This window comes from Pseudomonas sp. RIT-PI-r (assembly GCF_001297015.1).
Lineage (GTDB): Bacteria > Pseudomonadota > Gammaproteobacteria > Pseudomonadales > Pseudomonadaceae > Aquipseudomonas.
In genome coordinates this window covers 1012886-1035965 of record NZ_LIGE01000025.1, presented here as the reverse complement: position 1 = coordinate 1035965, position 23080 = coordinate 1012886, and the positions used below count along the sequence as shown (strand labels likewise).

The following is a 23080-nucleotide window of genomic DNA, read 5'->3' as shown; positions in this document are numbered from 1 at the left end:
GGTCGGGTCTTTCCTGACGTCAGCCTGTGAAAAAAGACCCGCGCGCGTGGTGTTTGGTTTCAGAGCACCAGACCTTGGTTGGCAACGCAGACGATTCGAGCCTGTGAACATCATGGCACGGCCAAACGATTTGTGGCGAGAGAGCACGCTCCCTCGCCACCGTTTCGATACAGGCGTTTATCAAGCGTCGATGGCCGGGAAATCGATGTCCGTCAGCGCGGTGTTGTTCAGATAATTGGTCAGGGTCTGAACCGCCACCAGGGCAATCACTTCGATGATTTTCACGTCATCGATCCCGGCGTCACGGGCGGCGGCAATCTGCGTGTCGCTCAGGTGACCACGGCTCTCGGTCAGTTGGCGGGCGAGGGCGGCGTACGCATTGAGTTCGCCCTGACGCGCCGCGACGATGTCCTGCGCCGACAGCCCCGACTTGCCGGCAAACAAGGTGTGCGCCGCCAGGCAGTAGTCGCAACCGTTGACCTGAGACGTGGCGAGGTACACCGCTTCTTTTTGCTGGGCGCTCAGCGAGGTCTTGCCGAGGATCGCCGAGGCTTGCACATAGGTGTCGAGGGCAACCGGCGCTGTAGCCAGTGTCGCGAACAGATTCGGCAGGAAGCCGATTTTCTTTTTCACGCCTTCCAGCACAGTGCGGGTGGCGTCGGTGGTGGTGTCGAGGTTGATGGTGTTGATGCGGCTCATGGTGATGCTCCGAAAGTCCGGTGCGAAGTGCGCCGGCGATGGAGTGAATGGTAGGCATCGCGAGTAGCGCTTTGGCGGCAAATCGTCGAGGATATGCGACAGATCGTCCAGATATGTCGACGGGAGTCAGCCATGGATCGTTTATCCACCTTGCTCAGCCATTTTGGCGTGAACGCCGGAACCTTTCACAGCGGCACGTTCTGCGGTGTCGCCGTGCACGAGGGTGAACCCGCCGGCCATGTGCATCTGTTGCAAGCGGGTGAACTGCTGGTCAAGCCGGGTAACGAACGTGAGATCCGTCTGACCGAACCGTCGCTGATTTTCTTTCCCCGACCGTTTGCCCATCGGATGTTTGCCGACGAAGCCATGCACAGCCAGGTGGTGTGCGCAACGCTGACCTTTGACGGTGGTTCAGGCAATGCCCTGGCCGCCGCGTTGCCGGATTATCTGGTGCTGAAACTGACTGAAATCCCCGAGTTGGCGAGCACGGTCGAATGGCTGTTCAGGGAAGCTTTCGAAGGGCATTGCGGGCGGATGGCGGTGATGGATCGGCTGTTCGAGCTGCTGGTGATTTTGCTGTTGCGGCATCTGATCAGCAGCCGTGAACAGCAACCGGGGATGATCGCCGGGCTGGCGGACGCACGTTTATCGCGGGCCTTGAATTCGATGCATGAGCAACCGCAAACGCCGTGGAGCGTGGCCGAACTGGCGACGCTGGCGAACATGTCCCGCGCCAGTTTTGCCGAGCAGTTTCGCCGCGTGGTCGGGCAGACACCCGCGGATTATCTGCTGAGCTGGCGGGTCAGTCTGGCGCAGAAGCGTTTGCGCGAAGGCAAGCCGATTGCGCTGATTGCCGAGGAAGGCGGCTACGAAAGTCCGTCGGCGCTGGCCCGGGCGTTTCGGCGCAAGACCGGCCTCAGTCCACGGGAATGGAAGGCCGGTTCCTGAAGGTCATTTGGCGAATCTCTTCGCCCCGGCCACGCACACGATCACACCCAAGGTCACCGCGAGCATGCCGAGGCTGACCTGTTCGTGCAGCAAGGTCGCCGCCAATGCCAGACCGAAAAACGGTTGCAGCAACTGCAACTGACCGACCGCGGCGATCCCGCCCTGGGCCAGACCGCGATACCAGAACACAAACCCGATCAGCATGCTGAACAACGACACATACGCCAGACACAGCCACGCCGACAGGCTGATCTGGCCGAACGAGGCGGGCGCCAGCCACACACGCGACAGCGCCATCAGCGGCAACGCCAACTCCAGCGCCCAGCAAAGCACCGGCCAGCCGCCGAGGCCGCGCGACAGCTTCGCGCCTTCGGCATAGCCGAGGCCGCAGGCCACAATCGCTGCGGGCATCAGCAAGTCGCCGGTGGGCGAGGCGGTCAGCCCCTGAGAGACCGCGTAGCCCACCACCAGCGCACTGCCCAGCACGGAAAATATCCAGAACACCGGCCGTGGACGCTCGCCGCCACGCAGCACGCCGAAAAGCGCCGTGGCCAAGGGCAATAATCCGACGAACACAATCGAATGCGCCGACGTCACGTGTTGCAGGGCCAATGCCGTCAGCAACGGAAAGCCGAGCACCACACCGAGCGCCACGATCAGCAACGACAACCACTGATTGCGCGCCGGGCGCCGTTCGCGAAACAGCCACAGCAAGGCCACGGCCAGCACGCCAGCGATGGCCGCACGCAGCACCGTGAGAAACACCGGGTCGAACTCCAACACCGCCAAGCGCGTGGCCGGCAACGAGCCGCTGAAAATCACCACGCCGATAAAACCGTTGATCCAGCCACTGGTTTTTTCCCGGATCGGGGTGTTCAGGGTCGAGGTTCGTTCCATGTCTGATCGCGCTCGGCAGTGGGGTTGCGTTGTGATCATCCTAGGGTCGAGAATCAGCACAATCAAAAAATTGTCATGGATACATCTCGCATGCCGCGTTCGCGCTACAAGACCATCGTGGATGCCTACGCGGCAGGCATTCGCTGCGGGCGTCTGGCGCCGGGCCCGCGCTTGCCGACCCACCGGCAACGGGCGGCGCAGGAGGGGCTGGCGCTGGTCACTGCGTCGCGGGTCTATGCCGAGCTGGAAGCGATGGGGCTGGTCAGCGGCGAAACCGGGCGCGGCACCTTCGTGCGCGAAACCGTGTTGTCGCCGGGGCAGGGCATCGATCAGAAAGACGTCGCGGTGGGCATGATCGACCTCAACTTCAACTACCCGTCGTTGCCCGGTCAGGCAGAGTTATTGCGCACAGCGTTGCGGCAACTGGCGTTGTCCGGGGACCTGGAAGCGCTGCTGCGATATCAGCCCCACGCCGGTCGCGCCCATGAGCGTGCTTCGGTGGCGCGGCATCTGCTCGCGCGCGGCGTGCAGGTCGATGCCGCGCAAGTGCTGATCGTCAACGGCGCCCAGCAAGGGTTGGCGGTGACGTTGATGGCGTTGCTCAAACCCGGTGATGTGATTGCTGCCGATGCGCTGACCTATTCCGGTTTCAAAGTGCTGGCTGAAGCGCTGCATCTGGAGGTCGTGGCGATCCCGGTCGGCGCGCACGGGCCGGATCTGCAGGCGCTGGAAAAACTCTGCCGCAGCCGCTCGGTGCGCGCCGTGTACAGCATGCCGACCCTGCACAATCCGTTGGGTTGGGTGATGCCGTTGGCAGCGCGCGAACAGTTGGTGGCGATTGCCCGACAGCATGATCTGACCATCATCGAAGACGCGGCCTACGCGTTTCTCGTAGAAAATCCACCGCCGCCGTTGGTGCAATTGGCGCCGGAGCGCACCGTGTACGTGTCCGGCCTTTCGAAGAACATCGCCACCGGTTTGCGCGTCGGCTTCATCGCCGCGCCTGAACCTTCAGTGCCGGCGCTGGAGCGCATCATCCGCGCCACGACCTGGAACACCCCCGGCGTGATGACGGCCATTGCCTGTGGCTGGCTCGATGACGGCACGGTCAGCGTGCTGGAAGAGCAGAAACGCAACGATGCAAAGGCACGGCAAGCACTGGCGGCCAAGGTGCTGAAGGGATTGCCGTACATCGGCCATCCGGTTTCGTATTTTCTGTGGTTGCCATTGCCAGAAGATGTGCGCGCCGATCAGATCGTGGTGGCGTTGATGCACGAGCAGATTCCCGTCCCCCCCGCCGAGCCGTTTTCCGTATCGGTGCATGTGCCCCATGCGATTCGTCTGGCGCTGGGTTCGGTGGACATGGCGGTTCTGCGCCAGGCCTTGACCACGGTCAGGCAGATCATCGGCGCTTACCTGTAAAAACAAATGCTACCCTTGCGCCGCCCGATTCACGCCGATCCGGAACCCTCGATGAACAACTCCGCACGCCTGTCCCTCGCCCTGACGTTAACCGCCGCGCTGTTCAGCCCGCTCACTCACGCGGCGGGCGACCCCGCAGCCGGGGCGAAAATCTTCCCGCGCCTGTGCGGTGGCTGCCATCAGGTCGGCGAGTCGGCGCGACCGGGGTTCGGCCCGCAGCTCCACGGCATCATCGGCCGCCCGGCCGGCACCCCGGCGAACTATGTGTATTCCGATGCGATGAAAAACTCGGGGCTGACCTGGAACCGCGAAACGCTGATCGCGTACCTGAAAGACCCGAAAGGCGTAGTGCCCGGCACACGGATGATTTTCTGGGGGCTGAGTGACGAGGAGAAGGTGGAAAACTTGCTGGCCTATCTGCAGAGCTTTCAAGCCACTGCGCCATAAAACTGCGGCTCAAGTCTGAGCCTGATCGGCAAACCACTGCATGACTGAACTGCACCCCGGATGCGCCGCCGAGCCCGGCTGCGGGCACAACGCGTAAACCCCTCCAGTCTTCAACGGCTCCCCAAACGGCACCCGCAACACGCCACGCTCGATCGACTCCGCTGCCAGCGTCATGTCAGTCACCGCCACGCCCAAGCCGCGTGCGGCCGCGCCCAGCGCCAACTCATCCAGATTGAACGGAATGTGCCGGTAATCCTCCAGCGGCTGACCGTCGTTGGCCGCCAGCCATTCGATCCACGCCTGACGATCCGCCGAGCGGTGCAGCAAGGCAAAGCGCTGCAATTCTTCGATCGAGCGCGGTGCATGGGCCAGATTCGGCGAGCACACCGGCACCAGGGTTTCCTCGAACAGCGTCAGGCACGCCGCGTCGCTCGACGGCTGTGGCAGGTAAAGAATGTAGGCATCGCTGTCGCTCGCCGGCTCCACCACTTCAGTCGCCACTGTTTCAATCGCTAGCGATATTTCCGGGTGGCGCAGATAGAAATCGCTGAGCTTGGGCAGTAACCAGCGCACCGCCAGCGACACATGCATGCGGATGCGAAACGGGCGCTTTTGTGGCGCGAGGCGTTCTTCGAGGGTTTTCAGTTGCTCAAGGATGCTGCGGGCGCTGGCCAGTACCAGTTCGCCTTCCGGGGTCAGGCGCAGGCTGCGGCTGGTACGCATGAACAGGGCCACCTTGAAGTGGTTTTCCAGTTGTTGGATTTGCCGGCTCACCGCGCTTTGCGTCAGGCACAGGGTCTGCGCAGCGCTGGTGAAGCTGGCGCAACGGGCGACTTCAACCAGCGTCTGCAAGGCTGGCAGGGAGGGCATGTGACGAATGTTATCCATGCGTTTTCCGAATGGCTCGATGATTTTATAGCGTTGGTCGGTTTGGCGAAGACCTTATAAATTCTAGCTCTGGTCGCGATCTTCTCAAGCGGTGCATGCGATTCACGCATGCCGAATCAGCAGAAGCAAGGCGCAGAACGACAGTCGAAGAGGTGGAGCATGGAAAATGTATGTGGCTGGATCGCGCAAGCCGGCAGCGCACCGCAAGGCGCTCGCCTGAGCGGCGCGCAAAAGGCTGACTGGCTGGTGATCGGCGCTGGCATCACCGGGCTCAGCGCGGCGCATACGCTGGCCGCATTGCATCCGCAGGCGCGCATTATCGTGGTGGATCGGCAGCGGGCGGCGCAGGGCGCTTCGGCGCGCAACTCGGGATTCGTCGTGGCCCATGAACACCCGGCGCACAGCGAATTGATCGGCGAGCCGGGTTTTGCCGGATTTGAAGTCGATACCGCCATTTCCCGCGCGGCCAGCGACGAAGTGCGCCAACGCATTGCCCGGCATGCCATCGACTGCGACTTTCGGGACAGCGGCTATTACTTCGCCGTCAACGACCGCGCCAAACTCGACCACGTCGACGCCAAACTGGCCACGCTGCGGGCCCTTGGGGCGCGGGCGGAATTTCTTCAGGGCGCGGCGTTGGCGCAAAAACTCGGTATCTGTCATTACCAAGCGGCGATCTGGTGCGGCCAAGGCAACGCGTTGCTGCAACCGGCCAAATACGTGAAAGGTTTGCTCAACGCTTTGCCGGGCAGCATTACGCTGTACGAGGACACAGACATCAGCGGTCTTGAACGCCTGAGCCATGGACGCCTGCGCGCCAATTCGGTAGACGGCAGCATTGAGGCGAAACAAGTGCTGGTCTGCCTCAACGCCTTTGTTCCCAGGGTCGGAATCGCTGACACCGCGACGTTCCCGATGGAACTCAGCGCCAGCCTCACACGGCCCCTCACCGAACAGGAGTTTCAGGCCATCGGTGCGGTTGAGCCGTGGGGCGTGTTGTCGACCCGACCGCTGGGGGCGACGGTGCGGCTCACCCCGGATCGTCGGGTGATGATCCGCAACACCGCCGAATACCGCACGCGCGACCTGTCCAACGGCGAACTGACTTTACGCCGCCAGCATCACGTCCGTGGTCTGCAACGGCGCTTTCCGTTCCTCGGCGAGTCGGACATTCAATACACCTGGACCGGTCACCTGAGCGCGAGCCGCAGCGGTCAGGCGTATTTCGATCGGGTCGAGGAGGGCGTTTTCGCCGTCGCCGGCTGCAATGGTTCCGGCGTGGCGCGCGGCACGTTGTGGGGACGGTTGCTGGCGGAACTGGCCTCGGGCATCGATTCACCGCTGCTGCAATCGGTGATGCACAGGGCCGAGCCGGGCTGGTTGCCGCCGCGTCCATTGTTCGATATCGGCGCAATGTTGCGCATGCGTGTGGAGGCGGTCAGGGCCAGAACAGAAATCTGAATATTCACCCCATTACCCAAGAACAAAAGCCACTCAACTCAGGTGATAGAACATGCGCATCCAGCCACTTTTTCTGACGGTCGTGCTCGCGGCCGCATCGGCAACGGTTTACGCCGATGAAACCGTCAACATCTCCAACTGGAACAGCTACATCGCCCCGGACACCCTGGCCAATTTCACCCAGGCCACCGGCATTAAAACCACCTACGACATTCACGACAGCAACGAAGTGCTGGAGTCGAAACTGATGACCGGCAACACCGGTTATGACGTGGTCAGCCCGTCGAACCACTTTTTGTCGCGGCTGATCAAGGCCGGGGCGATTCAGAAACTCGACCGTTCGCAGTTGCCCAACTGGAAAAACCTCGACCCGGTGCTGATGCAGAAACTGCAGGTCAACGACCCGGGCAATCAATACGGCTTTCCGTACATGTGGGGCACCGCGGGCATCGGCTACAACGTCGAAAAGATCAAAGCCATCTTCGGCACTACGGACGTCACCCGTTCATGGAAGCTGTTGTTCGACGAAGACAACATCAAGAAACTCAGCCAGTGCGGCGTGGCGTTTATCGACAACCCGACGCAAGTGTTGCCGATCACCCTCAATTATCTGGGCCTGCCACCGCACAGCCATGAGCCCGACGATTACAAAAAGGCCGAACAGGCGTTGTTGAAGATCCGTCCGTATATCCAGTATTTCCATGCGTCCAAGTACATCAGCGATCTGGCCAACGGCAACGTCTGTGTGGTGATTGGTTTCAATGGCGATATCGTTCAGGCAGCGGCGAGTGCCCGGGAAGCGAAAAACGGCATCGACATCGCTTACTCGATTCCCGACGAAGGCACGACGTTATGGTTCGACATGCTGGTCATGCCCAAGAGCGCGCCCCACGAAAAAAGCGCCTACGCGTACATGAATTACCTGCTCGAACCGAAAGTCATCGCCAACATCAGCAACAGCATCCACTACGCCAACCCGAACGCGGCGGCCCATGAATTCCTCAATGCAGATGTGCAGCAGGATTCAGCGATCTACCCGCCGAAAAGCGTGCTGGAAAAACTGTTCACCGTGGAAGAGTTGCCAGCGAAGATCGCGCGCCTGACCACGCGGTTGTGGACCAAGTTGAAAACCAATACGTGAGACCGGATGTGGCAACAGGGCGCTGGTCTGACGGGATGATTTGCGCTATTGCTAACAGGGTTGGCATACCGCCGTTATCAAGGAGCATCTCATGAAGTCGATGTTATTGGCCGCGCCACTGTTGCTCGCCGCGGGATGGGCCCAGGCCGCAATCCCGATGTTCAACGCCACATGCCCGGGCAAGATCGAAGTCCACGCCGATGAGGGCGGGCCGATCTACATCAATGGCAAGGAAGGCAAGCTGAAGACATTCAACGACAACTACTTCGAAGCCAAGGGCGCGGGCGTGACCATTTCCTTGAGCATCAACCCCGATGGCTCGGCCGGGGTCTCGTACACCGGCAAGAACAGAGCCAACGGCATTTGCGAAGTGAAGAAGAGCTGATCACGCCACCTGATTTCGGCCTGCCGCTTTTGCCTGATACAACTGCTGGTCGGCACGCTTGATCAGTGCGCTGTGGCTGTTGTCGGCCGGATCGGCCAGGCCGACGCCGATGCTCACGGTCACATGCTCGACGACCGGGAAGTGCGCTTCGGCGATGGCCACGCGAATCTTTTCCGCAACGACCTCGGGGGTGTCGGGTTGGGCGATTTCCGGGAGCAGCACGGCGAACTCTTCGCCGCCGTAGCGGGCGACGAAATCGGTGGTGCGCAGGCTGCTCTGGATCAACTGCGCCAACTGCTTGAGCACGTCATCACCGACGGCATGGCCGTGGGTGTCGTTGATCCGTTTGAAGTGGTCGGCGTCGATCAGCAGCAGCGCAAACGGGCGCCCGGTGCGCCGTGACAGCAACGTGTACTCGGTGAGTTTTTCGTCGAAGCGCCGACGGTTGTAAACGCCGGTCAAGCCATCGTGAACGGCCAGGCTGAGCAGTTCGGCGTTGGCCTGGGTGAGGGCGGCGGTGCGTTGGGCGACGGTGGCTTCCAGCGAGGCGTTGGCCTCCTGCAGTTCGCGCTCCTTGCCGAGCAGTGATTGCGTCATCGCATCCAGTGACTGGCTGAGCTGGGCAATTTCCTGCACCGGATGCTCGAGGGGAAAACGCGCACCGGGTTCGTTGCACTGAACTTGTTTGGCTGAACGCGCGAGCTGTTCGATCGGACGGCTCAGGTACAGCGCCAGGTAATACGCGACCAGACCGAAAAGCACCGCCGCGACGACACCCAGAATCAGCAATTTATACAGTAGCAGGCGTGCCGGTTGCAGCGCGGTTTCCAAAGGTTGGCGCACGGCAATCGACCACGACAGCGCGGTACTCGATGGCGTCGGCACGGTGACCATGCTGGTCAGGTAGCCATCGCCCACCGACCAGCCCGGCGCAGGCGAATTATTCGCCGCCAGTTGCTGGCCCATCAATGCTTCGGGGTACAACACCTTGCCGTCGTGATCGACGATCAACGCTTCGATGTCCGGTGCGGAATTCTTGTGGGAAAACGCCGCCGATTCGACAATTCGCGTCACCCAGCTCCAGTGCGCATGAGCACCGAGTACGCCGATGACCTGGCCTTCGGCATTGTGAATCGGCGCAGCGAAATCGATGAAGCGCAGCGGTTCGCCATTCGGCATGCCCGGCAGCAACTTGGCCAGCAGCACGGCTTCATGGGGATCGCCGGTGTATTCGCCGCGCAAGCCGGCCTGGAACCACGGGCGCTGTTGCACCGATTGCCCGACCAGCAAATTGTTGACCGCTTGATGCACGTTACCTTCAGCATCGGTGACGCCCATCCACGCATATTCGTTGCGGGCCTGGGTGCGCAATTGCATCGATCTCAGAATCGCCGGGTTGTCCAGATCGCCGCGCTCCAGGTGCGGTGCGCGGCTGAGCAGATAAACCTCCAGTTGCCGCTCGCGCAGTTGCTCGCCCAATAACGAGGCGGCCGAACGGGCGGTGTTGAGCAAGGCATTGCCACTGGCCTGTTTCATTTGTTCGGTGGCGATATGGCCGACATAGAAGCCCACGCTCAACAACGTCAGCAGGGACAAACCGGTAAACCAGAGGGTGAGGTGGCTGCGCAGACTGGCTTTGAGCATGGGCGATGTCGGTCTTGATTGGCGTGACGCCATGGTATGCGACATGGTCGATGGGCTGCCAGCAAAGTGCTGGATGAAACTTGTCGAGATTGATACCAATGAGCCATCATTTTCGGTAAGGTGTGCGCCGCCCGAGAGACGGATCCCGGGCGTTTTCCTATGGAGTTAAACCGTGAAGTACTTCAGCAAAGTAGTCGCCGCCGCTCTGTTCGGTGCGGTTCTGGCAGGTTGCACCGGCACCCCGATGAACACCCAGCAGTACGACAGCAGCCAATACACCGTGGTTGGTCACAGTGAAGCCACCGCCACCGGCCTGCTGCTGTTCGGCGTGATCCCGATCCAGCAGAACAACCGCTTCGTCCGCGCCCAGACCGCTGCGATCAAAGCCAAGGGCGGCGACGCCATGATCAACACCCAAGTTCAGGAAAACTGGTTCTGGGCCTGGGTTCTGACCGGTTACACCACCAAGATTTCCGGTGACGTGGTCAAGCTCAAGACCGTGCAATAAGCCCCGGTTGAATGCAAAAAAGCCCGGCTGATCAGGCCGGGCTTTTTTGTGGGCGTGCGGTACAACTATTCAATCATGCGACGCGGCGCTCAATCAGGCGATCGGAACCACCTTCAGCAACACGGCGCTCAATCAGGCGATCGGAACCACCTTCAGCAACACGGCGCTCAATCAGGCGATCGGAACCACCTTCGGCAACACGGCGCTCGATCAGACGATCCGAGCCACCTTCGGCAACGCGGCGCTCGATCAGACGATCCGAGCCACCTTCGGCAACGCGGCGTTCGAGCAGACGATCCGAGCCACCTTCGGCAACGCGGCGCTCGATCAGACGATCCGAGCCACCTTCGGCAACACGGCGCTCGATCAGACGATCCGAGCCACCTTCGGCAACGCGGCGTTCGATCAGACGATCCGAACCCCCTTCAGCCAGACGACTTTCAATCAGCTTGTCCGAACCGCCTTCGGCGATCAGGGTGTGAGCCGGGGTGGCGGCAAAAGCGTTAACTGCGAAAACCGAGAAAGCGATGCTGAGGATGGTTTGGCGTTTCATGATCGTGTGCTCCAGAAGGTTGTTTGTTTGTCTGGAGCCGATCTTACGCCGCGGATTTTTTATGAGAACTTCATTGGCGTGATGGTGACTATCAACGCCAACGATGTTTGCCAATCCCCCGGATTACGGGGTCTTCACCCGAACACACAACTCCCCGGTAGCACGCGTCAGCGCCAGTTCATGCAGCGCATCCTTGGTCAGACCGCTGCGTGCCTCGGCCAGCCATGCCGGGCAATCAGGGTCTTGGCGATAGGGCGTGAATTCGGCGTACTGCTGCAATAGACGGGTCTGCAGTTCGTCCAGTTGCGGGCGAATCTGCCCGGCAAGATCCGGACGCGGCGTATCCGGCGCCGCTCCGACGGCTTGCCACTGGGCGAGCAAACCGTACTGCACCAGTTTGTTCGCCTCCATTTGCGCGGCGAGCAGTTGCGCCACGTCTTGCGGGTCAAGCTTGCGTTCGCTGGCCAGCGTGCGGGCGTTGGCGATCACCTGCGCTTCACGGGGGCTGTCTTGAATCGGCTTGCCGCTGTCCCATTTGGTCAGCGCGACGAGATCGCCGATGTTCAGGCGTTCGTTCAGTGTTTCCAGTAACGGTTTCAGCGCTTGCGGTTGGCTGGCTGTCGGGGCTGCCTGGGCGGTCGCGGCGCAGAGGACGAAGAGCGTGCCGGTCAGCACGTGGGGCAAGCGGGGCATGGACAAAGCCTCTTTGAAGAAATTGAAAGTGCACGGTTATTTACCACAGCCGGGCGCCGACAATAAACGTCGGTGTGAAATGTTAATTGCACCCCACACGCAACTCACCGAAGCTATCCTTCATTAGCCCTCCCGCCGTCGAGATGGACCTCCAGTCAATGCAAACCCCCGCTGCCGTCAAACCCCTCTGGCACACCTACCTGTTGTTCCTCGCACCCATGGTGCTGTCGAACTTTTTGCAGTCGATGTCGGGCACGGTCAACAGCATCTACATCGGTCAGATGCTCGGTACGCAGGCGTTGGCGGCGGTGTCGGGGATGTTTCCCATCGTGTTCTTTTTCATTGCCTTGGTGATCGGCCTTGGTGCCGGCGCAGGCGTATTGATCGGCCAGGCGTGGGGCGCGCGTGAGCCGCACATGGTCAAGGCGATTGCCGGGGCGACGCTGTTGCTCGGCGTACTGATCGGTCTGGTCGCGGCGGTGCTCGGCAGTGTGTTCGCGCGCCAAGCGTTGACCGGGCTGGGGACGCCGGCGGATGTGCTCGATGATGCGGTGGCGTATGCCCATGTGATGCTGTGGATCTTGCCGTCGCTGCTGGTGTTTGTGCTGTTTACGCAATTGCTGCGCGGGGTGAGCGATACGTTGTCGCCGCTGTTGGCGTTGATCGTGTCGACGTCGGTCGGTCTGGCGCTGACGCCGGCGTTGATTCGCGGCTGGTTCGGCTTGCCGCAACTGGGCATTCAGAGCGCGGCATACGCGGGGCTGGCCGGTAATCTGGCGGCGATGGCGTGGCTGGCGTGGCGGCTGATTCGCACCGGCCATCCGCTGGCGCCGGACCGCGAGTTCTTTGCCGCTTTGCGGCTCAATGGGGCGATTCTCGGCAAGGTGCTGCGCATCGGTCTGCCGACCGGGGTGCAGATGATTGTGCTGTCGCTTTCGGAATTGGTGATCCTTGCACTGGTCAACCAACACGGCTCGCAGGCGACGGCGGCGTATGGGGCGGTGACGCAGATCGTCAACTACGTGCAGTTCCCGGCGCTGTCGATCGCGATCACCGCCTCGATTCTTGGCGCTCAAGCCATCGGTGCCGGACGCCTGGAACGCATGGGGCCGATTCTGCGCACCGGACTGTTGATCAACGTGTGCCTGACCGGTGGCTTGATTGTGCTGGGTTATCTGCTGTCGCACTGGCTGCTCGGGCTGTTCCTCACTGAAGAGCCAACCCGGGTGATGGCTGAACATCTGCTGCACATCATGTTGTGGAGCCTGCTGGTGTTCGGCTTTCAGGCGATCATCGGCGGCATCATGCGCGCCAGTGGTACGGTGCTGGTGCCGGTCGCCATCGCGATCATCTGCGTGGTCGGCGTGCAACTGCCAGCGGCGTACTGGCTCGATGCGCAATATGGTTTGCAAGGCGTGTGGATGGCGTTTCCCGTGGCGTATCTGAGCATGCTGGTGTTGCAGACGCTGTATTACCAGCTGGTCTGGCGGCATCAGAAAATCGAGCGGCTGGTGTAGAAGCTGCCGCAGGCTGCGATCTTTTGATCTTGCGCCGGCGTAACAACAACAAGATCAACGGATCGCAGTCTGCGGCAGCTCCTGCAAGGGTGGATTTTCTGCTGTTATCCGTGGAGAAAGCATCGTAGGTTACGCGCCATAACTATAAGGACGTTTGAGGGTGTAAATGGGGGCTTTTCGACTGCTGTTGGCGGTGCTGGTTGCCGTTTCGCATATGGGCGTAACCGTCGCCGGGCTCAATCCCGGTGTGGTGGCGGTGATTTCTTTTCTGATCATCAGCGGTTTTGTCATGACCTCGCTGATCGAGCGCAACTACAGCTCAACCGGTAAAATCGCATCGTTCTATCTGGACAGGGCCCTGCGCCTGTACCCGCAGTTTCTGTTCTATTTCATCGCATCATGCATCGTGGTGCATGTGCTGATGCCCGGTTCGGCACCCGACCTCGAACTGACGGTGCCGCGCGTGGCCGCGAGCCTGTCCATGGTGCCGCTGGGCTTCTATATGTTCGGGGTTTCGAGCCTGTGGATTCTGCCGCCCGCGTGGTCGTTGGGGCTGGAGATGTGTTTTTACCTGGTGATTCCCTTTCTCCTTGTCTTCAAGTGGCGCGGCGCTGCGTTCGCTTTGTCTGTCGGCGTGTTTGTGCTGGCGTGTTTCGGTTACATCAACACCGATTATTATGGCTATCGCTTGTTGCCGGGCGTTCTGTTCATGTTTCTGTGCGGCAGCTATCTGTACAAAGCCAACAGCAAAGGATTGGTAGTGGTGGCCGCGACAGCGATCAGTGCCGGGCTGTTGTTTGTGGCGATCATGGCGGGCGTGATTGAACGCCAGCCTTACAACGCCGAGGTGACGCTGGGCACCGCGCTGGGTATCCCTGCGGTGTATTGGCTGAGCAGGCTCAAGTATCACCGAGCCGACGAGTTCCTCGGCAACCTCAGCTATGGCGTGTTTCTCAATCACTTTGTGCTGATTTACTGGCTGCACGGTTTCTGGTCAGGGACGTACGATGCAGCAATCATTCTGGCTGTGTTGCTGGTCGCTTTTTTGTGCAGTGGCCTGACTTACTACTGCATCGAACGGCCAGTGTTGAAATTGCGCCATCGGCTTCGGACAGGTGTGCGGCCGGGCGCCGCTGATGTTCGCAGCGCTGAAGCCCTGGTCTGAGCGCAGGCACGCCAGCCTGCACTGGCGTAACCGGCGGATGTTTGCTTAAGTCAATCGAGGCCCTCGATGTCAGGCGCCGCCCGGAGAATCCCATGTCGATCCGATTGCTGCTGGCAGCCGCGTTTGTCCTGTGCGCCATCCCCGCTGCGCAGGCTGTCGAGTACACCCGGGTCAACACCCACGCCAGTCAGATCAGTTTCACCTACAACCAGATGGGCACGCGGATGTACGGCACCTTCGCCAGGTTCGAAGCGACGCTGGATTTCGACACTGAGCATCTCGACCGCGCCCACACCACGTTGCAGATTGACCTCACCAGCATCGACGCCGGCAGCGAGGACGCCAACACCGAACTGGTGAAACCGGCGTGGTTCGACACGGCAAAATTCCCCGTGGCAGTGTTCGAATCGAGCCACTTCACTCTGCTCGCCGAGAACCGTTATCTGATTGCCGGCCAACTGACCCTCAAAGGCATCACCCGCGATGTGCAAGTGCCGGTGGAATTGAAACCGGGCAGCGCCATCGGCATTTTCGACGGCGAGTTGCTGCTCAAACGCGACGAGTTCGGCCTCGGCGCGGGGGAGTGGGCGGACAGCGTGGTGTCCAAGGACATCGCGATCAAATTCAAGGTGGTGGCGCCACAGCAGTGAGTCCGCTGGCTGGGGTGACAAGGTATGATGTCGCGGTTTTCTGCCGGAGTTCACCCGCCATGCCACGCATCACCCACTACAAGTCCCCCTGCCCGGAAGGCGTCAACAGCCAGATTCTGCAGATGGTCGTCGACTACCTGACGGACATCAGCGCCGTGGGCCTGGGCCCGAGCAATCTGCTGTACAACGTCTATCAGTACGCGGTCGGCTATGAGGTGCATTTGTATCTGGAAGCGTTGAACGGCGAGAAGGGCACCGAAGTGGAATTGCTCGTCGCCACTGCTGAGGACGACCCGGAACAGGTCACCGGTTTCCTCCTGTACCTGCCGGTGCAGGGCGATTGGGAAGCGTGCAGCGTTGCCTACATGGCGGTGCGCGAAGGGCATCGGCGTCAGGGCGTGGCGCGGGCGCTGATCAGCGCAATGGTCGGGCGTTATCCCCACGCGGAACTGGCCTGCACCGTGGGTAAAGTCCCGTACTTCGAAGCCTTGGGTTTTGAAGTGATCGGTTCACGGGAAACGCAGGTATTGATGAGCACCCGGCATTACCGCAGCAACGGCCTGCGTGGATTTATTGACACCACGCCGATTTACCGGTCGCTGGAAGTGCAGCAGATCCACACCTATCTGCTGCAGAAAAACGGCAAACGCGCGATGCTCGACGCTGAGAAACAACGCGACCGCCACCTCGATCAGACCAGCCGCCATGTCGAGGAATTTGTCCGCCAGCGCCTGACCGTGCACTGACATCTCATCAGCGAAAAAGCCCTTGCCGTGAATTCCGTAGCAAGGGCTTTTTTGTGTCCGCGATTCAGCCGAGTTTGACGTTCATGGTGATCCGCGCCGTGAACACTTTTTTGCCCTCGGTATCGTGAATGTCGACGGTTACGATTTTGTCGCCCTCGCTTTGCCAATCCACGCCTTCACCGCTGGCCACTGCCGTCACATCGGTTTTCGCCTTGGCCAGATATTCCACGCTCATGCCTTTGGGAATCCAGCGTGCGCCGGCCGGGATCGACACATCGGTCATCATGCCGGCGGCGAGTTCGGCGGCGTTGCACATGGCAATGGCATGCACGGTACCCAAGTGGTTGGTGATCTCACGGCGGAACGGTACTTGCACCGTCGCCGCGTTCGCGCGCAACTCGCTCACCAGCGGGTTGATGGTGCTGAAGTAGGGCGCGAACTGACAGGCCATCTGACTGAAGGCCTGCGCACCCACACTATTGAACATGCTAAGAGATTGACTCATGGAAAGCCTCGCGGAAGATGATTAACCGAATGATGTTCCGTAACAGAATATGATTCTGTAACGGAACGGTATTCTGTCTGCGGTAAATCTGTCAACCTGTGCGTGTTTTTGGCACGGGCACGGCAAGTGCCTTTCAACTCCAATCTCCAGGCAGTGAGCCGCATGGACACCGTAGATTTACTTGAACGCAGCTACCCCGGCCGCCGTGCCGAACTCAAGCGCGACATCTTTCGCAAGGCGCTGAGCCTGTTCAACGAGCAGGGGATTGAAGCCACTACCATCGAAATGATTCGCGCCGAGTGCGACACCAGTGTCGGGGCGATCTATCACCATTTCGGCAACAAGGAAGGCTTGGTAGCGGCGCTGTTTTTCACCGCGCTGGAAGACCAGGCGCGCCTGCGCGATGCCTATCTGGAGGCGGCGCAAACCACCGAGGAAGGCGTGCAAGCGCTGGTGTTCAGCTACGTCGATTGGGTCGAACGTCAACCGGAGTGGGCACGCTTCCAGTACCACGCACGATTTGCCGTGACCAAAGGGCCGTTCAAGAACGAATTGGCGGAGCGCAACAAGACGCGCAATGTGCGTCTGCGCGACTGGCTGGCCGAATCGGGGCGCGCTGCCGAGCTCAAGGCGCTGCCCGCAGAACTGTTGCCGTCGTTGATCATTGGTCAGGCCGACAGTTATTGCCGCGCCTGGTTGGCCGGACGGGTGAAGGGCAGCCCGGCGGAATATCGCGAGTTGCTGGCGCTAGCGGCCTGGTGCTCGATTCGCACCGATTCGCTGCCGGACAGCTGATTTGCGCAGACAAAAAAAGAGCCTCAAAGCTCTTTGATGGGGAGGAAGTGGAGCCCGTGAATTCCATCCTGGGAGTGTGCAAGTGGCGGCTCAAGTACCGCCAGTCGCCCGGGCAACTAGACGCTGGCCTCTTTCATGAATGTTCACAGACTCCCTGTAGGAGCTGCCGAAGGCTGCGATCTTTTGATCTTGTCTTTTAAAAGCAAAATCAAAAGATCGCAGCCTTCGGCAGCTCCTACAGTGTTTTGCGGTGTCAGCGGGCGCCGGGCCAGCCTGATTTTTCGAGGGCAGCGAGCAGGGTGTCGGCGTCGAGTCCCGGTACTGAATGCCCGTTGCCCTCGGTGCTGTCGCTGGCCAGCAAGGCATTGATGATCGCTTCTTCAACCGCTTCGGTTGCGGCCAGGAACAGCTCGCTGATGTGGTCATTGTTGACCATGCGCAAACCGTCGCAGGTCGGCGCGCCTTTGCCTTCGTAGGCCGCCGGCGGGACATGAGCGTTGCCAGTGGCAAAAGCGATAAAGATGTCGCCGCTGTGATCCTCGTTGCCACCGCCGGTGCGCGCCAGACCCAGGCTCGCGCGCTGTGCCAGACGTGTGCACTGATGCGGCAACAGCGGCGCGTCGGTGGCCAGGCAGACGACAATCGAACCCATGCCCGGATGCGGCAACGATGCTCGCAAGAACGGCGAGTTTTTCTGTTCCATATAACGCCCGACCGGGTAGCCATCGACTCGCAACTCATTGCGTATACCGTGGTTGGCCTGCACGATCGCGCCGACGGTCCAGCCGCCCTGCACAGGGCTCAAACGCCGCGACGAGGTGCCGATGCCACCCTTGAATTCGTGGCAGATCATACCGCTGCCACCGCCGACGGCACCTTCCATGACGGAACCGTCGACGGCGGCGGCGAGCGCTTCTGCGACGTGTTCGGGGTGGACGTGAAAGCCGTTGATGTCGTTAAGCAAACCGTCAAAGGTTTCCAGTACCACCGGCATGTTCCAGTAGAGGCGACCGTCGTCGGGTTGCTGCTGGCGATCCAGTGCAATCAAGGCATCGCGCACCACGCCGAGGCTGTGGGTGTTGGTGAACGCAATCGGGCTGGTCAGCAGGCCCGCCTCGCGAATCCATTCAAGCCCGGTGGCGTCACCGTTGCCATTGAGCACATGTACACCGGCAAAACACGGTTGCAGATTGGTCGAGCCCGGGCGCGGTTCGATCAGCGTGACGCCGGTGCAGATGTCGCGCCCGGCGCTGCTGCGGCCGCGCACATTGCTGTGGCCGACGCGTACGCCGGGGACGTCGGTGATGGCGTTGAGCGGGCCGGGCGGCAGCTGGCCGATGCGGATATTGAGGTCACGGGCGCGAGGTTTCATTGATGGTTATCTCTCTAAAAAAGTCTGAGTTGCTCACCGTCCCCTGCAGGAGTGAGCCTGCTCGCGATAGCGTCGGCACTTTCAATACACCGGTGCCGGATCCACCGCTATCGCGAGCAGGCTCACTCCTACAGAGGGGAAATGTGTTGGATTCACTGGCCGTTCTTGACCTTGCTCCACACCCGCGTCCGTACGCGTTCAATGGCTTTGGGCAGCGGTTCCAGGGTGTACAGCGTGGCCATCGCCGCAGCAGACGGATAAACCGCCGGGTTGTCCCGAGTCGCTGCGGCTACCAACGCTGTCGCCGCGCGATTGCCATTGGGATAAGACAGATGATCACTGACCGGCGCGATCACTTCCGGGCGCAGCAGATAGTCGATAAACGCCAGACCCTGAGGACGATTCGGCGCGTCTTTGAGTAGTACCAACGTGTCGAACCACACCGGCGCGCCTTCCTTGGGCAGGCTGTAGGCGATCTTCACGCCGTTGTTGGCCTGCTCGGCATTGGTCTTGGCTTCGAGCATGGCGCCGGACCAGCCGACCGCCACGCAAATGTTGCCGTTGGACAGATCGCTGATGAACTTCGATGAGTTGAAGTAGGCAATGTGCGGGCGCAGTTTCAGTAGCAGCGCCTCGGCTTTTTTATAGTCTTCGGGATCGGTGCTGTTGGGTGGCAGACCGAGATAATGCAGGGCAACCGGCAGCATCTCCGACGGCGAATCGAGCATCGCCACACCGCACTGGCCGAGTTTGGCGAGGTTGTCTTCGTTGAACACCAGCTCCCACGAATCCACCGGCGCCTTGTCACCGAGCGCGGCGCGAACCTTGTCGACGTTGTAACCGATGCCGTTGGTGCCCCACAGGTACGGCACCGCGTACTGATTGCCGGGATCGTTGTTGGCCAGTTTCGCCAGCAGGTCGGCATCGAGATTCTTCCAGCCCGGCAGTTGCTCGCGCGGCAGCGGGGCGAGGGCGCCGGCCTTGATCAGCGTCGGCAGGCTGAAATTGCTCGCCACTACCACATCGTAGCCGCTGCGGCTGGTCATCAGTTTGCCTTCGAGTACTTCGGCACTGTCGAAGGTGTCGTAGACCGGTTGGATACCGCTGTCGCGCTGGAAATCGTGCAGGGTGGCCGGGCCGATGTAGTCGTACCAGTTGTAGACGTGCACGCTCGGCGCATCGCCGGCCATAACGGTCGAGCCGGCGCCAATACTGGCGAGCAGGCCCAGGTTGAGGCCCAGGTTGATATAGCCACGGTGACGACGCATGATGCGGCACTCCTGGCCTGTGCAGGCCGGTGATGAACAGGAGTGGTCAGCCTATCGGGCCGGTCGCGCCGGACCCATTCCCATCATGGGTTACTCAAAAGGGGTAGTGCGTGGACGCGTTGTTGCAGGAAATGCCGGTGCATCAAAGTCTGGCACGGGTGTTTGCCGACGTCGGGCAGGACGGCTTCTGGCGTGCGCTGGTCGACACCTTGCGCTTGCTGGTGCCGCTGGACAACGCGCTGGTGGCGTTGATGAAAGCGGGGCAGGCACCGCAATTGCTGATCGACTTCGACAGCAAGGGTCGATCCGACGAGCAGGAAGAACTGGCCGGGTACACGGCCGGGATGTACTTGCTCGATCCGTTCTATCTGACCGCGTCCACCGGTATTGCCGATGGCTTGCACAGCCTGGCCTCGGTGGCGCCGGACCAGTTTCTGCACAGTGAGTATTACCAGAGCTACTTTCGTTCGGTGGTGGGCGAAGACGAGTTGCAGTTCATGATCAACGTCGACGGCGGCGTGCTCGGTTTGTCACTGGGACGCTCGACGACGTTCACTATGGCTGAGCAAGGCCGCTTGCTCTGCGTGCGCGACTGGGTGTTGGCGGCGATGCGTCGACACGTGCAACTGGTGCCGCCGCAAGGCCCGCCTGCGGAAGGGGTGGCGGGGGATCTGGCGACCTTGCTTGACCGCTTCGACGCGCGGCTGACGGTGCGCGAAGTCGATACGGCACGGCTGATCTTGCAGGGCTTTTCCAGCAAGGCGATGGCCCAGCAGATGGGCATCTCGCCGGAGACGGTCAAGGTGCATCGGCGCAATCTTTATCACAAGCTCAATGTCACCGGGCATGGTGAGTTGTTTGCCCTGGTGTTGCGCCCACCAATTCCCTGACCCAACACAATCCCCCTGTAGGAGTGAGCCTGCTCGCGATAGCGGTCTATCAGTCAAATAAGTACTAACTGACACACCGCTATCGCGAGCAGGCTCACTCCTACAAGGGGATTATGGTGGGTCAGATAGTGCGCTGGAAGACTAAAGCCTTGAGTCCGCTTTCAGGATCGACATCCGCAAACTCCGGCGGATTCTGCAGCCGCTGCTCAAAACGCAACCCCGGCGCTTCCTGCGTGACGCCGTCAATCAGAAAGTCCGAACCGAACGCCGGATCGTTCATGCAGGCCAGCACTGTGCCTTGCGCCGTGAGCAATTCCGGCAGACGACGCAGCACGCGCTGGTAATCCTTGGTCAGTAGAAAACTGCCTTTCTGGAACGACGGCGGGTCGATGATCACCAGATCGTACGGGCCGCTGTTGATCACTTTGCCCCAGGATTTGAACAGGTCGTGGCCGAGGAAACTGACCTTGCTCAAGTCGTGGCCGTTCAAACGGTGATTGTCGCGCCCGCGACTCAAGGCTGCGCGGGACATGTCCAGATTGACCACATGATCGGCGCCGCCCTCGATCGCGGCCACGGAAAATCCGCAGGTGTAGGCGAACAGGTTCAACACACGCTTGCCGTTGGCCTGCTCGCGCACCCAGTTGCGACCGTAGCGCATGTCGAGAAACAAACCGGTGTTTTGTTTGAGGCCCAGATCGATCCGGTACTGCAGACCTCCCTCGACGATAGTCATTTCGTCGATCTCGGCGCCCAGCAGCCATTCAGCCGTGCTTTGCGGCAAGTAACGATGCTGGATCAACAACGTGTGCGCGCCGCACTGCTGCCACTCCGGTGAACGGCTGATCTCCAGCAGCAAGCGCTTGAGGTCGTCCAGTTGCTCGGGCAGCGGTTCCTTGAACAACGACACCAGCACCACGCCTTGCAGCCAGTCCACGGTCAACTGCTCCAGCCCCGGCCAGCAACGTCCGCGCCCGTGAAACAGGCGACGGGTTTCGCTCGGTGCCGCCGCAAGCGCAGGCAACAGATGGGCGTGGAGGGTGGCGAGGGCTTCAGGGTTCATCGGTCAGGGTCGGCAAACAAAAGGGCCGGCATTTTAACCCTAAACACGCCTCTGGGAACGATTGCTGCTGACCGGTAAAAAAGACCTTTTGGAAAAGAGCTGTATCAAAAATGAATTTCTGCAAGACGCGCTGCTCATACCAGATAAGCAGCGGATTCAAGCCGCTAAATCGTTAATGCAATTCAGGGAGTGCAGTTTCATGTGCCCAACACCGACGGCGGACGCGCACCTTCCTGACGGATTGATTCTGGTGGTTGAGGATGATCCGTTGATTCTGGAGTTTCTCTGCGAAATTCTTCAGGAGGAAGGTTTCAAGGTCGAGCCGCACACCAGTGCTGACGCCGCATCGCTTTATCTGGAGCAACACGCCCAGCAAGTGGCGTTATTGCTCACCGATATCACCATGCCCGGCACCCTCAATGGCGCCGATCTGGCCAACCTGGTCGGTGACCGCTGGCCGGACAAGCCGGTGATGGTCATGTCCGGCTATGAAACGCCGGAGACCTCCGGGGTCAAGCATTCGGTGGCGTTTATCAAAAAGCCTTGGGCTATCGGCCAGTTGCTCGACTGTGTGGACAGCGCGTTCAAGTCCAAGGCCCCGCGCCTGCACTGACACGTTGGGTGAATCGGCCCGGCAAGTGCTACATTGCTGGCCCGGTTTCTAGCCAAAGGATGCGACGTTTTGTCTGCTCACGATTCTGTTTTCGATCGCGCATTCGGCGCGTTCCTGTTCGACATGGACGGCACCGTCCTCAACTCCATCGCCGCTGCCGAGCGCATCTGGTCCGCTTGGGCGGTGCGTCATGGTGTTGACGTGGAAACATTCCTGCCGACCATCCATGGTGCCCGTGCCATCGACACGATCAATCGCCTGAACCTGCCCGGCGTTGATGCCGAGGCGCAAGCGGCGTTCATTACCCAAGCGGAAATCGAAGACGTTGAAGGCATTGTCGAGATTCCCGGCGCAGCGGCGTTTCTCGACAGCTTGCCGAAAGAACGCTGGGCGATGGTGACCTCGGCGCCACGGGATCTCGCCTTGCGGCGCATGGCGGCAGCGGGGATTCCTGCGCCTGCGGTGATGATCACTGCGGAAGATGTGCAGGCGGGCAAGCCTGATCCAGCCGGCTATTTACTGGCTGCCAAACGTCTTGGCCTGGAAGCGCGTGATTGCCTGATTTTCGAAGACGCCACGGTCGGCATTCAGGCTGCCGAAGCGGCCGGTGCACCGCTGATGATCATCACCACCACGCACCAGCATGCGCTGGAAACGGCGCATGCGACGTTGGCCAGTTATGCTGCTGTTCAGGTCGAAATCGACAGCGACGGCAAACTTCACCTGCAAAAAAACTGACACAACACAGTCCCTTGTAGGAGTGAGCCTGCTCGCGATAGCGGTGTGTCAGACACACAGATTTGACTGACA

The 23080-nt window shown here is 60.6% G+C and carries 25 protein-coding genes; 15 read left to right on the top strand and 10 right to left on the bottom strand.

Annotated features, from left to right (window positions below):
- Positions 1 to 180: 180 nt before the first annotated feature.
- A complete protein-coding gene (locus AK821_RS16355) occupies positions 181 to 699 on the bottom strand; it encodes a carboxymuconolactone decarboxylase family protein (protein ID WP_064390636.1) in 519 nt (172 codons plus the stop codon).
- A gap of 132 nt (positions 700 to 831) precedes the next feature.
- Here AK821_RS16355 and AK821_RS16350 point away from each other — a divergent pair, with 132 nt between their 5' ends.
- Positions 832 to 1647 carry an AraC family transcriptional regulator gene (locus AK821_RS16350; protein WP_064390635.1) on the top strand — a complete coding sequence of 272 codons (816 nt, stop codon included), beginning with the start codon at positions 832 to 834 and terminating at the stop codon, positions 1645 to 1647.
- A 3-nt stretch (positions 1648 to 1650) separates the two neighbouring features.
- On the opposite strand, the gene AK821_RS16345 is transcribed toward AK821_RS16350, so the two are convergent.
- Positions 1651 to 2544 carry a DMT family transporter gene (locus tag AK821_RS16345; RefSeq protein WP_064390634.1) on the bottom strand — a complete coding sequence of 298 codons (894 nt, stop codon included), beginning with the start codon at positions 2542 to 2544 and terminating at the stop codon, positions 1651 to 1653.
- Positions 2545 to 2634: 90 nt separating this feature from the next.
- Here AK821_RS16345 and AK821_RS16340 point away from each other — a divergent pair, with 90 nt between their 5' ends.
- Both AK821_RS16340 and AK821_RS16335 read left to right on the top strand, forming a co-directional pair.
- Positions 2635 to 3966, top strand: coding sequence for an aminotransferase-like domain-containing protein (locus tag AK821_RS16340; RefSeq protein WP_064390633.1), 1332 nt, complete (start codon positions 2635 to 2637; stop codon positions 3964 to 3966).
- A 51-nt stretch (positions 3967 to 4017) separates the two neighbouring features.
- Complete coding sequence (locus tag AK821_RS16335) at positions 4018 to 4413, top strand: c-type cytochrome (protein WP_064390632.1); 396 nt, start codon at positions 4018 to 4020, stop codon at positions 4411 to 4413.
- Between the two features lie 9 nt (positions 4414 to 4422).
- Here the strand turns inward: AK821_RS16335 and AK821_RS16330 are convergent, their stop codons facing one another.
- A complete protein-coding gene (locus AK821_RS16330) occupies positions 4423 to 5301 on the bottom strand; it encodes a LysR substrate-binding domain-containing protein (RefSeq protein ID WP_064390631.1) in 879 nt (292 codons plus the stop codon).
- 159 nt (positions 5302 to 5460) lie between these two features.
- On the opposite strand from AK821_RS16330, the gene AK821_RS16325 reads away from it, so the two are divergent.
- The 3 genes from AK821_RS16325 (at position 5461) to AK821_RS16315 (ending at position 8288) form a co-directional block, all read left to right on the top strand.
- Positions 5461 to 6762 carry an NAD(P)/FAD-dependent oxidoreductase gene (locus AK821_RS16325; RefSeq protein WP_064390630.1) on the top strand — a complete coding sequence of 434 codons (1302 nt, stop codon included), beginning with the start codon at positions 5461 to 5463 and terminating at the stop codon, positions 6760 to 6762.
- A 52-nt stretch (positions 6763 to 6814) separates the two neighbouring features.
- Entirely contained in the window at positions 6815 to 7903 is a 1089-nt protein-coding gene (locus tag AK821_RS16320; RefSeq protein ID WP_064390629.1) for a polyamine ABC transporter substrate-binding protein, read from the top strand.
- A 91-nt stretch (positions 7904 to 7994) separates the two neighbouring features.
- Complete coding sequence (locus tag AK821_RS16315) at positions 7995 to 8288, top strand: hypothetical protein (RefSeq protein WP_064390628.1); 294 nt, start codon at positions 7995 to 7997, stop codon at positions 8286 to 8288.
- On the opposite strand, the gene AK821_RS16310 is transcribed toward AK821_RS16315, so the two are convergent.
- Positions 8289 to 9932 (bottom strand): sensor domain-containing diguanylate cyclase, encoded by a 1644-nt coding sequence (locus AK821_RS16310; RefSeq protein WP_064390627.1) that lies wholly within the window; start codon positions 9930 to 9932, stop codon positions 8289 to 8291.
- Between the two features lie 172 nt (positions 9933 to 10104).
- Between AK821_RS16310 and AK821_RS16305 the strand changes: the two genes are divergently transcribed.
- A complete protein-coding gene (locus tag AK821_RS16305; RefSeq protein ID WP_064390626.1) occupies positions 10105 to 10440 on the top strand; it encodes a hypothetical protein in 336 nt (111 codons plus the stop codon).
- Positions 10441 to 10513: 73 nt separating this feature from the next.
- Here the strand turns inward: AK821_RS16305 and AK821_RS16300 are convergent, their stop codons facing one another.
- On the bottom strand, positions 10514 to 10993 hold the full coding sequence (locus AK821_RS16300; RefSeq protein WP_064390625.1) for a hypothetical protein: 480 nt from the start codon (positions 10991 to 10993) through the stop codon (positions 10514 to 10516).
- A gap of 123 nt (positions 10994 to 11116) precedes the next feature.
- Entirely contained in the window at positions 11117 to 11686 is a 570-nt protein-coding gene (locus AK821_RS16295) for a chorismate mutase (RefSeq protein WP_064390624.1), read from the bottom strand.
- A gap of 158 nt (positions 11687 to 11844) precedes the next feature.
- Here AK821_RS16295 and AK821_RS16290 point away from each other — a divergent pair, with 158 nt between their 5' ends.
- The 4 genes from AK821_RS16290 (at position 11845) to AK821_RS16275 (ending at position 15764) form a co-directional block, all read left to right on the top strand.
- Positions 11845 to 13203 carry an MATE family efflux transporter gene (locus AK821_RS16290; RefSeq protein WP_064390623.1) on the top strand — a complete coding sequence of 453 codons (1359 nt, stop codon included), beginning with the start codon at positions 11845 to 11847 and terminating at the stop codon, positions 13201 to 13203.
- Between the two features lie 166 nt (positions 13204 to 13369).
- Positions 13370 to 14368: an acyltransferase family protein gene (locus tag AK821_RS16285; RefSeq protein WP_064390622.1), complete on the top strand. Its 999-nt coding sequence runs from the start codon at positions 13370 to 13372 to the stop codon at positions 14366 to 14368.
- Between the two features lie 92 nt (positions 14369 to 14460).
- The gene (locus AK821_RS16280; protein ID WP_064390621.1) at positions 14461 to 15018 is read left to right on the top strand and encodes a YceI family protein; all 558 of its coding nucleotides are present in this window, start codon (positions 14461 to 14463) and stop codon (positions 15016 to 15018) included.
- Between the two features lie 59 nt (positions 15019 to 15077).
- On the top strand, positions 15078 to 15764 hold the full coding sequence (locus AK821_RS16275; RefSeq protein WP_064390620.1) for a GNAT family N-acetyltransferase: 687 nt from the start codon (positions 15078 to 15080) through the stop codon (positions 15762 to 15764).
- 64 nt (positions 15765 to 15828) lie between these two features.
- Here AK821_RS16275 and AK821_RS16270 read toward each other — a convergent pair whose 3' ends face one another.
- Positions 15829 to 16269, bottom strand: coding sequence for a hotdog fold domain-containing protein (locus AK821_RS16270; protein ID WP_064390619.1), 441 nt, complete (start codon positions 16267 to 16269; stop codon positions 15829 to 15831).
- A gap of 162 nt (positions 16270 to 16431) precedes the next feature.
- Between AK821_RS16270 and AK821_RS16265 the strand changes: the two genes are divergently transcribed.
- The gene (locus AK821_RS16265; protein WP_064390618.1) at positions 16432 to 17064 is read left to right on the top strand and encodes a TetR/AcrR family transcriptional regulator; all 633 of its coding nucleotides are present in this window, start codon (positions 16432 to 16434) and stop codon (positions 17062 to 17064) included.
- A 253-nt stretch (positions 17065 to 17317) separates the two neighbouring features.
- Here the strand turns inward: AK821_RS16265 and AK821_RS16260 are convergent, their stop codons facing one another.
- Both AK821_RS16260 and AK821_RS16255 read right to left on the bottom strand, forming a co-directional pair.
- Positions 17318 to 18436, bottom strand: coding sequence for a DmpA family aminopeptidase (locus tag AK821_RS16260; RefSeq protein WP_064390617.1), 1119 nt, complete (start codon positions 18434 to 18436; stop codon positions 17318 to 17320).
- Between the two features lie 152 nt (positions 18437 to 18588).
- A complete protein-coding gene (locus AK821_RS16255; protein WP_064390616.1) occupies positions 18589 to 19704 on the bottom strand; it encodes a polyamine ABC transporter substrate-binding protein in 1116 nt (371 codons plus the stop codon).
- 110 nt (positions 19705 to 19814) lie between these two features.
- Between AK821_RS16255 and AK821_RS16250 the strand changes: the two genes are divergently transcribed.
- A complete protein-coding gene (locus AK821_RS16250) occupies positions 19815 to 20594 on the top strand; it encodes a helix-turn-helix transcriptional regulator (protein WP_064390615.1) in 780 nt (259 codons plus the stop codon).
- A 121-nt stretch (positions 20595 to 20715) separates the two neighbouring features.
- Here AK821_RS16250 and AK821_RS16245 read toward each other — a convergent pair whose 3' ends face one another.
- Complete coding sequence (locus AK821_RS16245) at positions 20716 to 21657, bottom strand: class I SAM-dependent methyltransferase (protein WP_064390614.1); 942 nt, start codon at positions 21655 to 21657, stop codon at positions 20716 to 20718.
- 199 nt (positions 21658 to 21856) lie between these two features.
- Between AK821_RS16245 and AK821_RS16240 the strand changes: the two genes are divergently transcribed.
- Both AK821_RS16240 and AK821_RS16235 read left to right on the top strand, forming a co-directional pair.
- Positions 21857 to 22270 carry a response regulator gene (locus AK821_RS16240; protein ID WP_064390613.1) on the top strand — a complete coding sequence of 138 codons (414 nt, stop codon included), beginning with the start codon at positions 21857 to 21859 and terminating at the stop codon, positions 22268 to 22270.
- A gap of 69 nt (positions 22271 to 22339) precedes the next feature.
- Entirely contained in the window at positions 22340 to 23008 is a 669-nt protein-coding gene (locus tag AK821_RS16235; protein ID WP_064390612.1) for an HAD family hydrolase, read from the top strand.
- Positions 23009 to 23080 lie beyond the last annotated feature (72 nt).

Excerpts from the sequence above, each read along its gene's own strand:
- AK821_RS16270 (WP_064390619.1), bottom strand. The coding sequence starts at position 16,269 with ATGAGTCAATCTCTTAGCATGTTCAATAGTGTGGGTGCGCAGGCCTTC.
- AK821_RS16260 (WP_064390617.1), bottom strand. The coding sequence starts at position 18,436 with ATGAAACCTCGCGCCCGTGACCTCAATATCCGCATCGGCCAGCTGCCG.
- AK821_RS16340 (WP_064390633.1), top strand. The coding sequence starts at position 2,635 with ATGCCGCGTTCGCGCTACAAGACCATCGTGGATGCCTACGCGGCAGGC.
- AK821_RS16315 (WP_064390628.1), top strand. The coding sequence starts at position 7,995 with ATGAAGTCGATGTTATTGGCCGCGCCACTGTTGCTCGCCGCGGGATGG.
- AK821_RS16245 (WP_064390614.1), bottom strand. The coding sequence starts at position 21,657 with ATGAACCCTGAAGCCCTCGCCACCCTCCACGCCCATCTGTTGCCTGCG.
- AK821_RS16255 (WP_064390616.1), bottom strand. The coding sequence starts at position 19,704 with ATGCGTCGTCACCGTGGCTATATCAACCTGGGCCTCAACCTGGGCCTG.
- AK821_RS16325 (WP_064390630.1), top strand. The coding sequence starts at position 5,461 with ATGGAAAATGTATGTGGCTGGATCGCGCAAGCCGGCAGCGCACCGCAA.
- AK821_RS16240 (WP_064390613.1), top strand. The coding sequence starts at position 21,857 with ATGTGCCCAACACCGACGGCGGACGCGCACCTTCCTGACGGATTGATT.
- AK821_RS16275 (WP_064390620.1), top strand. The coding sequence starts at position 15,078 with ATGCCACGCATCACCCACTACAAGTCCCCCTGCCCGGAAGGCGTCAAC.
- AK821_RS16295 (WP_064390624.1), bottom strand. The coding sequence starts at position 11,686 with ATGCCCCGCTTGCCCCACGTGCTGACCGGCACGCTCTTCGTCCTCTGC.
- AK821_RS16320 (WP_064390629.1), top strand. The coding sequence starts at position 6,815 with ATGCGCATCCAGCCACTTTTTCTGACGGTCGTGCTCGCGGCCGCATCG.
- AK821_RS16335 (WP_064390632.1), top strand. The coding sequence starts at position 4,018 with ATGAACAACTCCGCACGCCTGTCCCTCGCCCTGACGTTAACCGCCGCG.
- AK821_RS16310 (WP_064390627.1), bottom strand. The coding sequence starts at position 9,932 with ATGCTCAAAGCCAGTCTGCGCAGCCACCTCACCCTCTGGTTTACCGGT.
- AK821_RS16290 (WP_064390623.1), top strand. The coding sequence starts at position 11,845 with ATGCAAACCCCCGCTGCCGTCAAACCCCTCTGGCACACCTACCTGTTG.
- AK821_RS16345 (WP_064390634.1), bottom strand. The coding sequence starts at position 2,544 with ATGGAACGAACCTCGACCCTGAACACCCCGATCCGGGAAAAAACCAGT.
- AK821_RS16280 (WP_064390621.1), top strand. The coding sequence starts at position 14,461 with ATGTCGATCCGATTGCTGCTGGCAGCCGCGTTTGTCCTGTGCGCCATC.
- AK821_RS16300 (WP_064390625.1), bottom strand. The coding sequence starts at position 10,993 with ATGAAACGCCAAACCATCCTCAGCATCGCTTTCTCGGTTTTCGCAGTT.
- AK821_RS16355 (WP_064390636.1), bottom strand. The coding sequence starts at position 699 with ATGAGCCGCATCAACACCATCAACCTCGACACCACCACCGACGCCACC.
- AK821_RS16285 (WP_064390622.1), top strand. The coding sequence starts at position 13,370 with ATGGGGGCTTTTCGACTGCTGTTGGCGGTGCTGGTTGCCGTTTCGCAT.
- AK821_RS16265 (WP_064390618.1), top strand. The coding sequence starts at position 16,432 with ATGGACACCGTAGATTTACTTGAACGCAGCTACCCCGGCCGCCGTGCC.
- AK821_RS16330 (WP_064390631.1), bottom strand. The coding sequence starts at position 5,301 with ATGGATAACATTCGTCACATGCCCTCCCTGCCAGCCTTGCAGACGCTG.
- AK821_RS16350 (WP_064390635.1), top strand. The coding sequence starts at position 832 with ATGGATCGTTTATCCACCTTGCTCAGCCATTTTGGCGTGAACGCCGGA.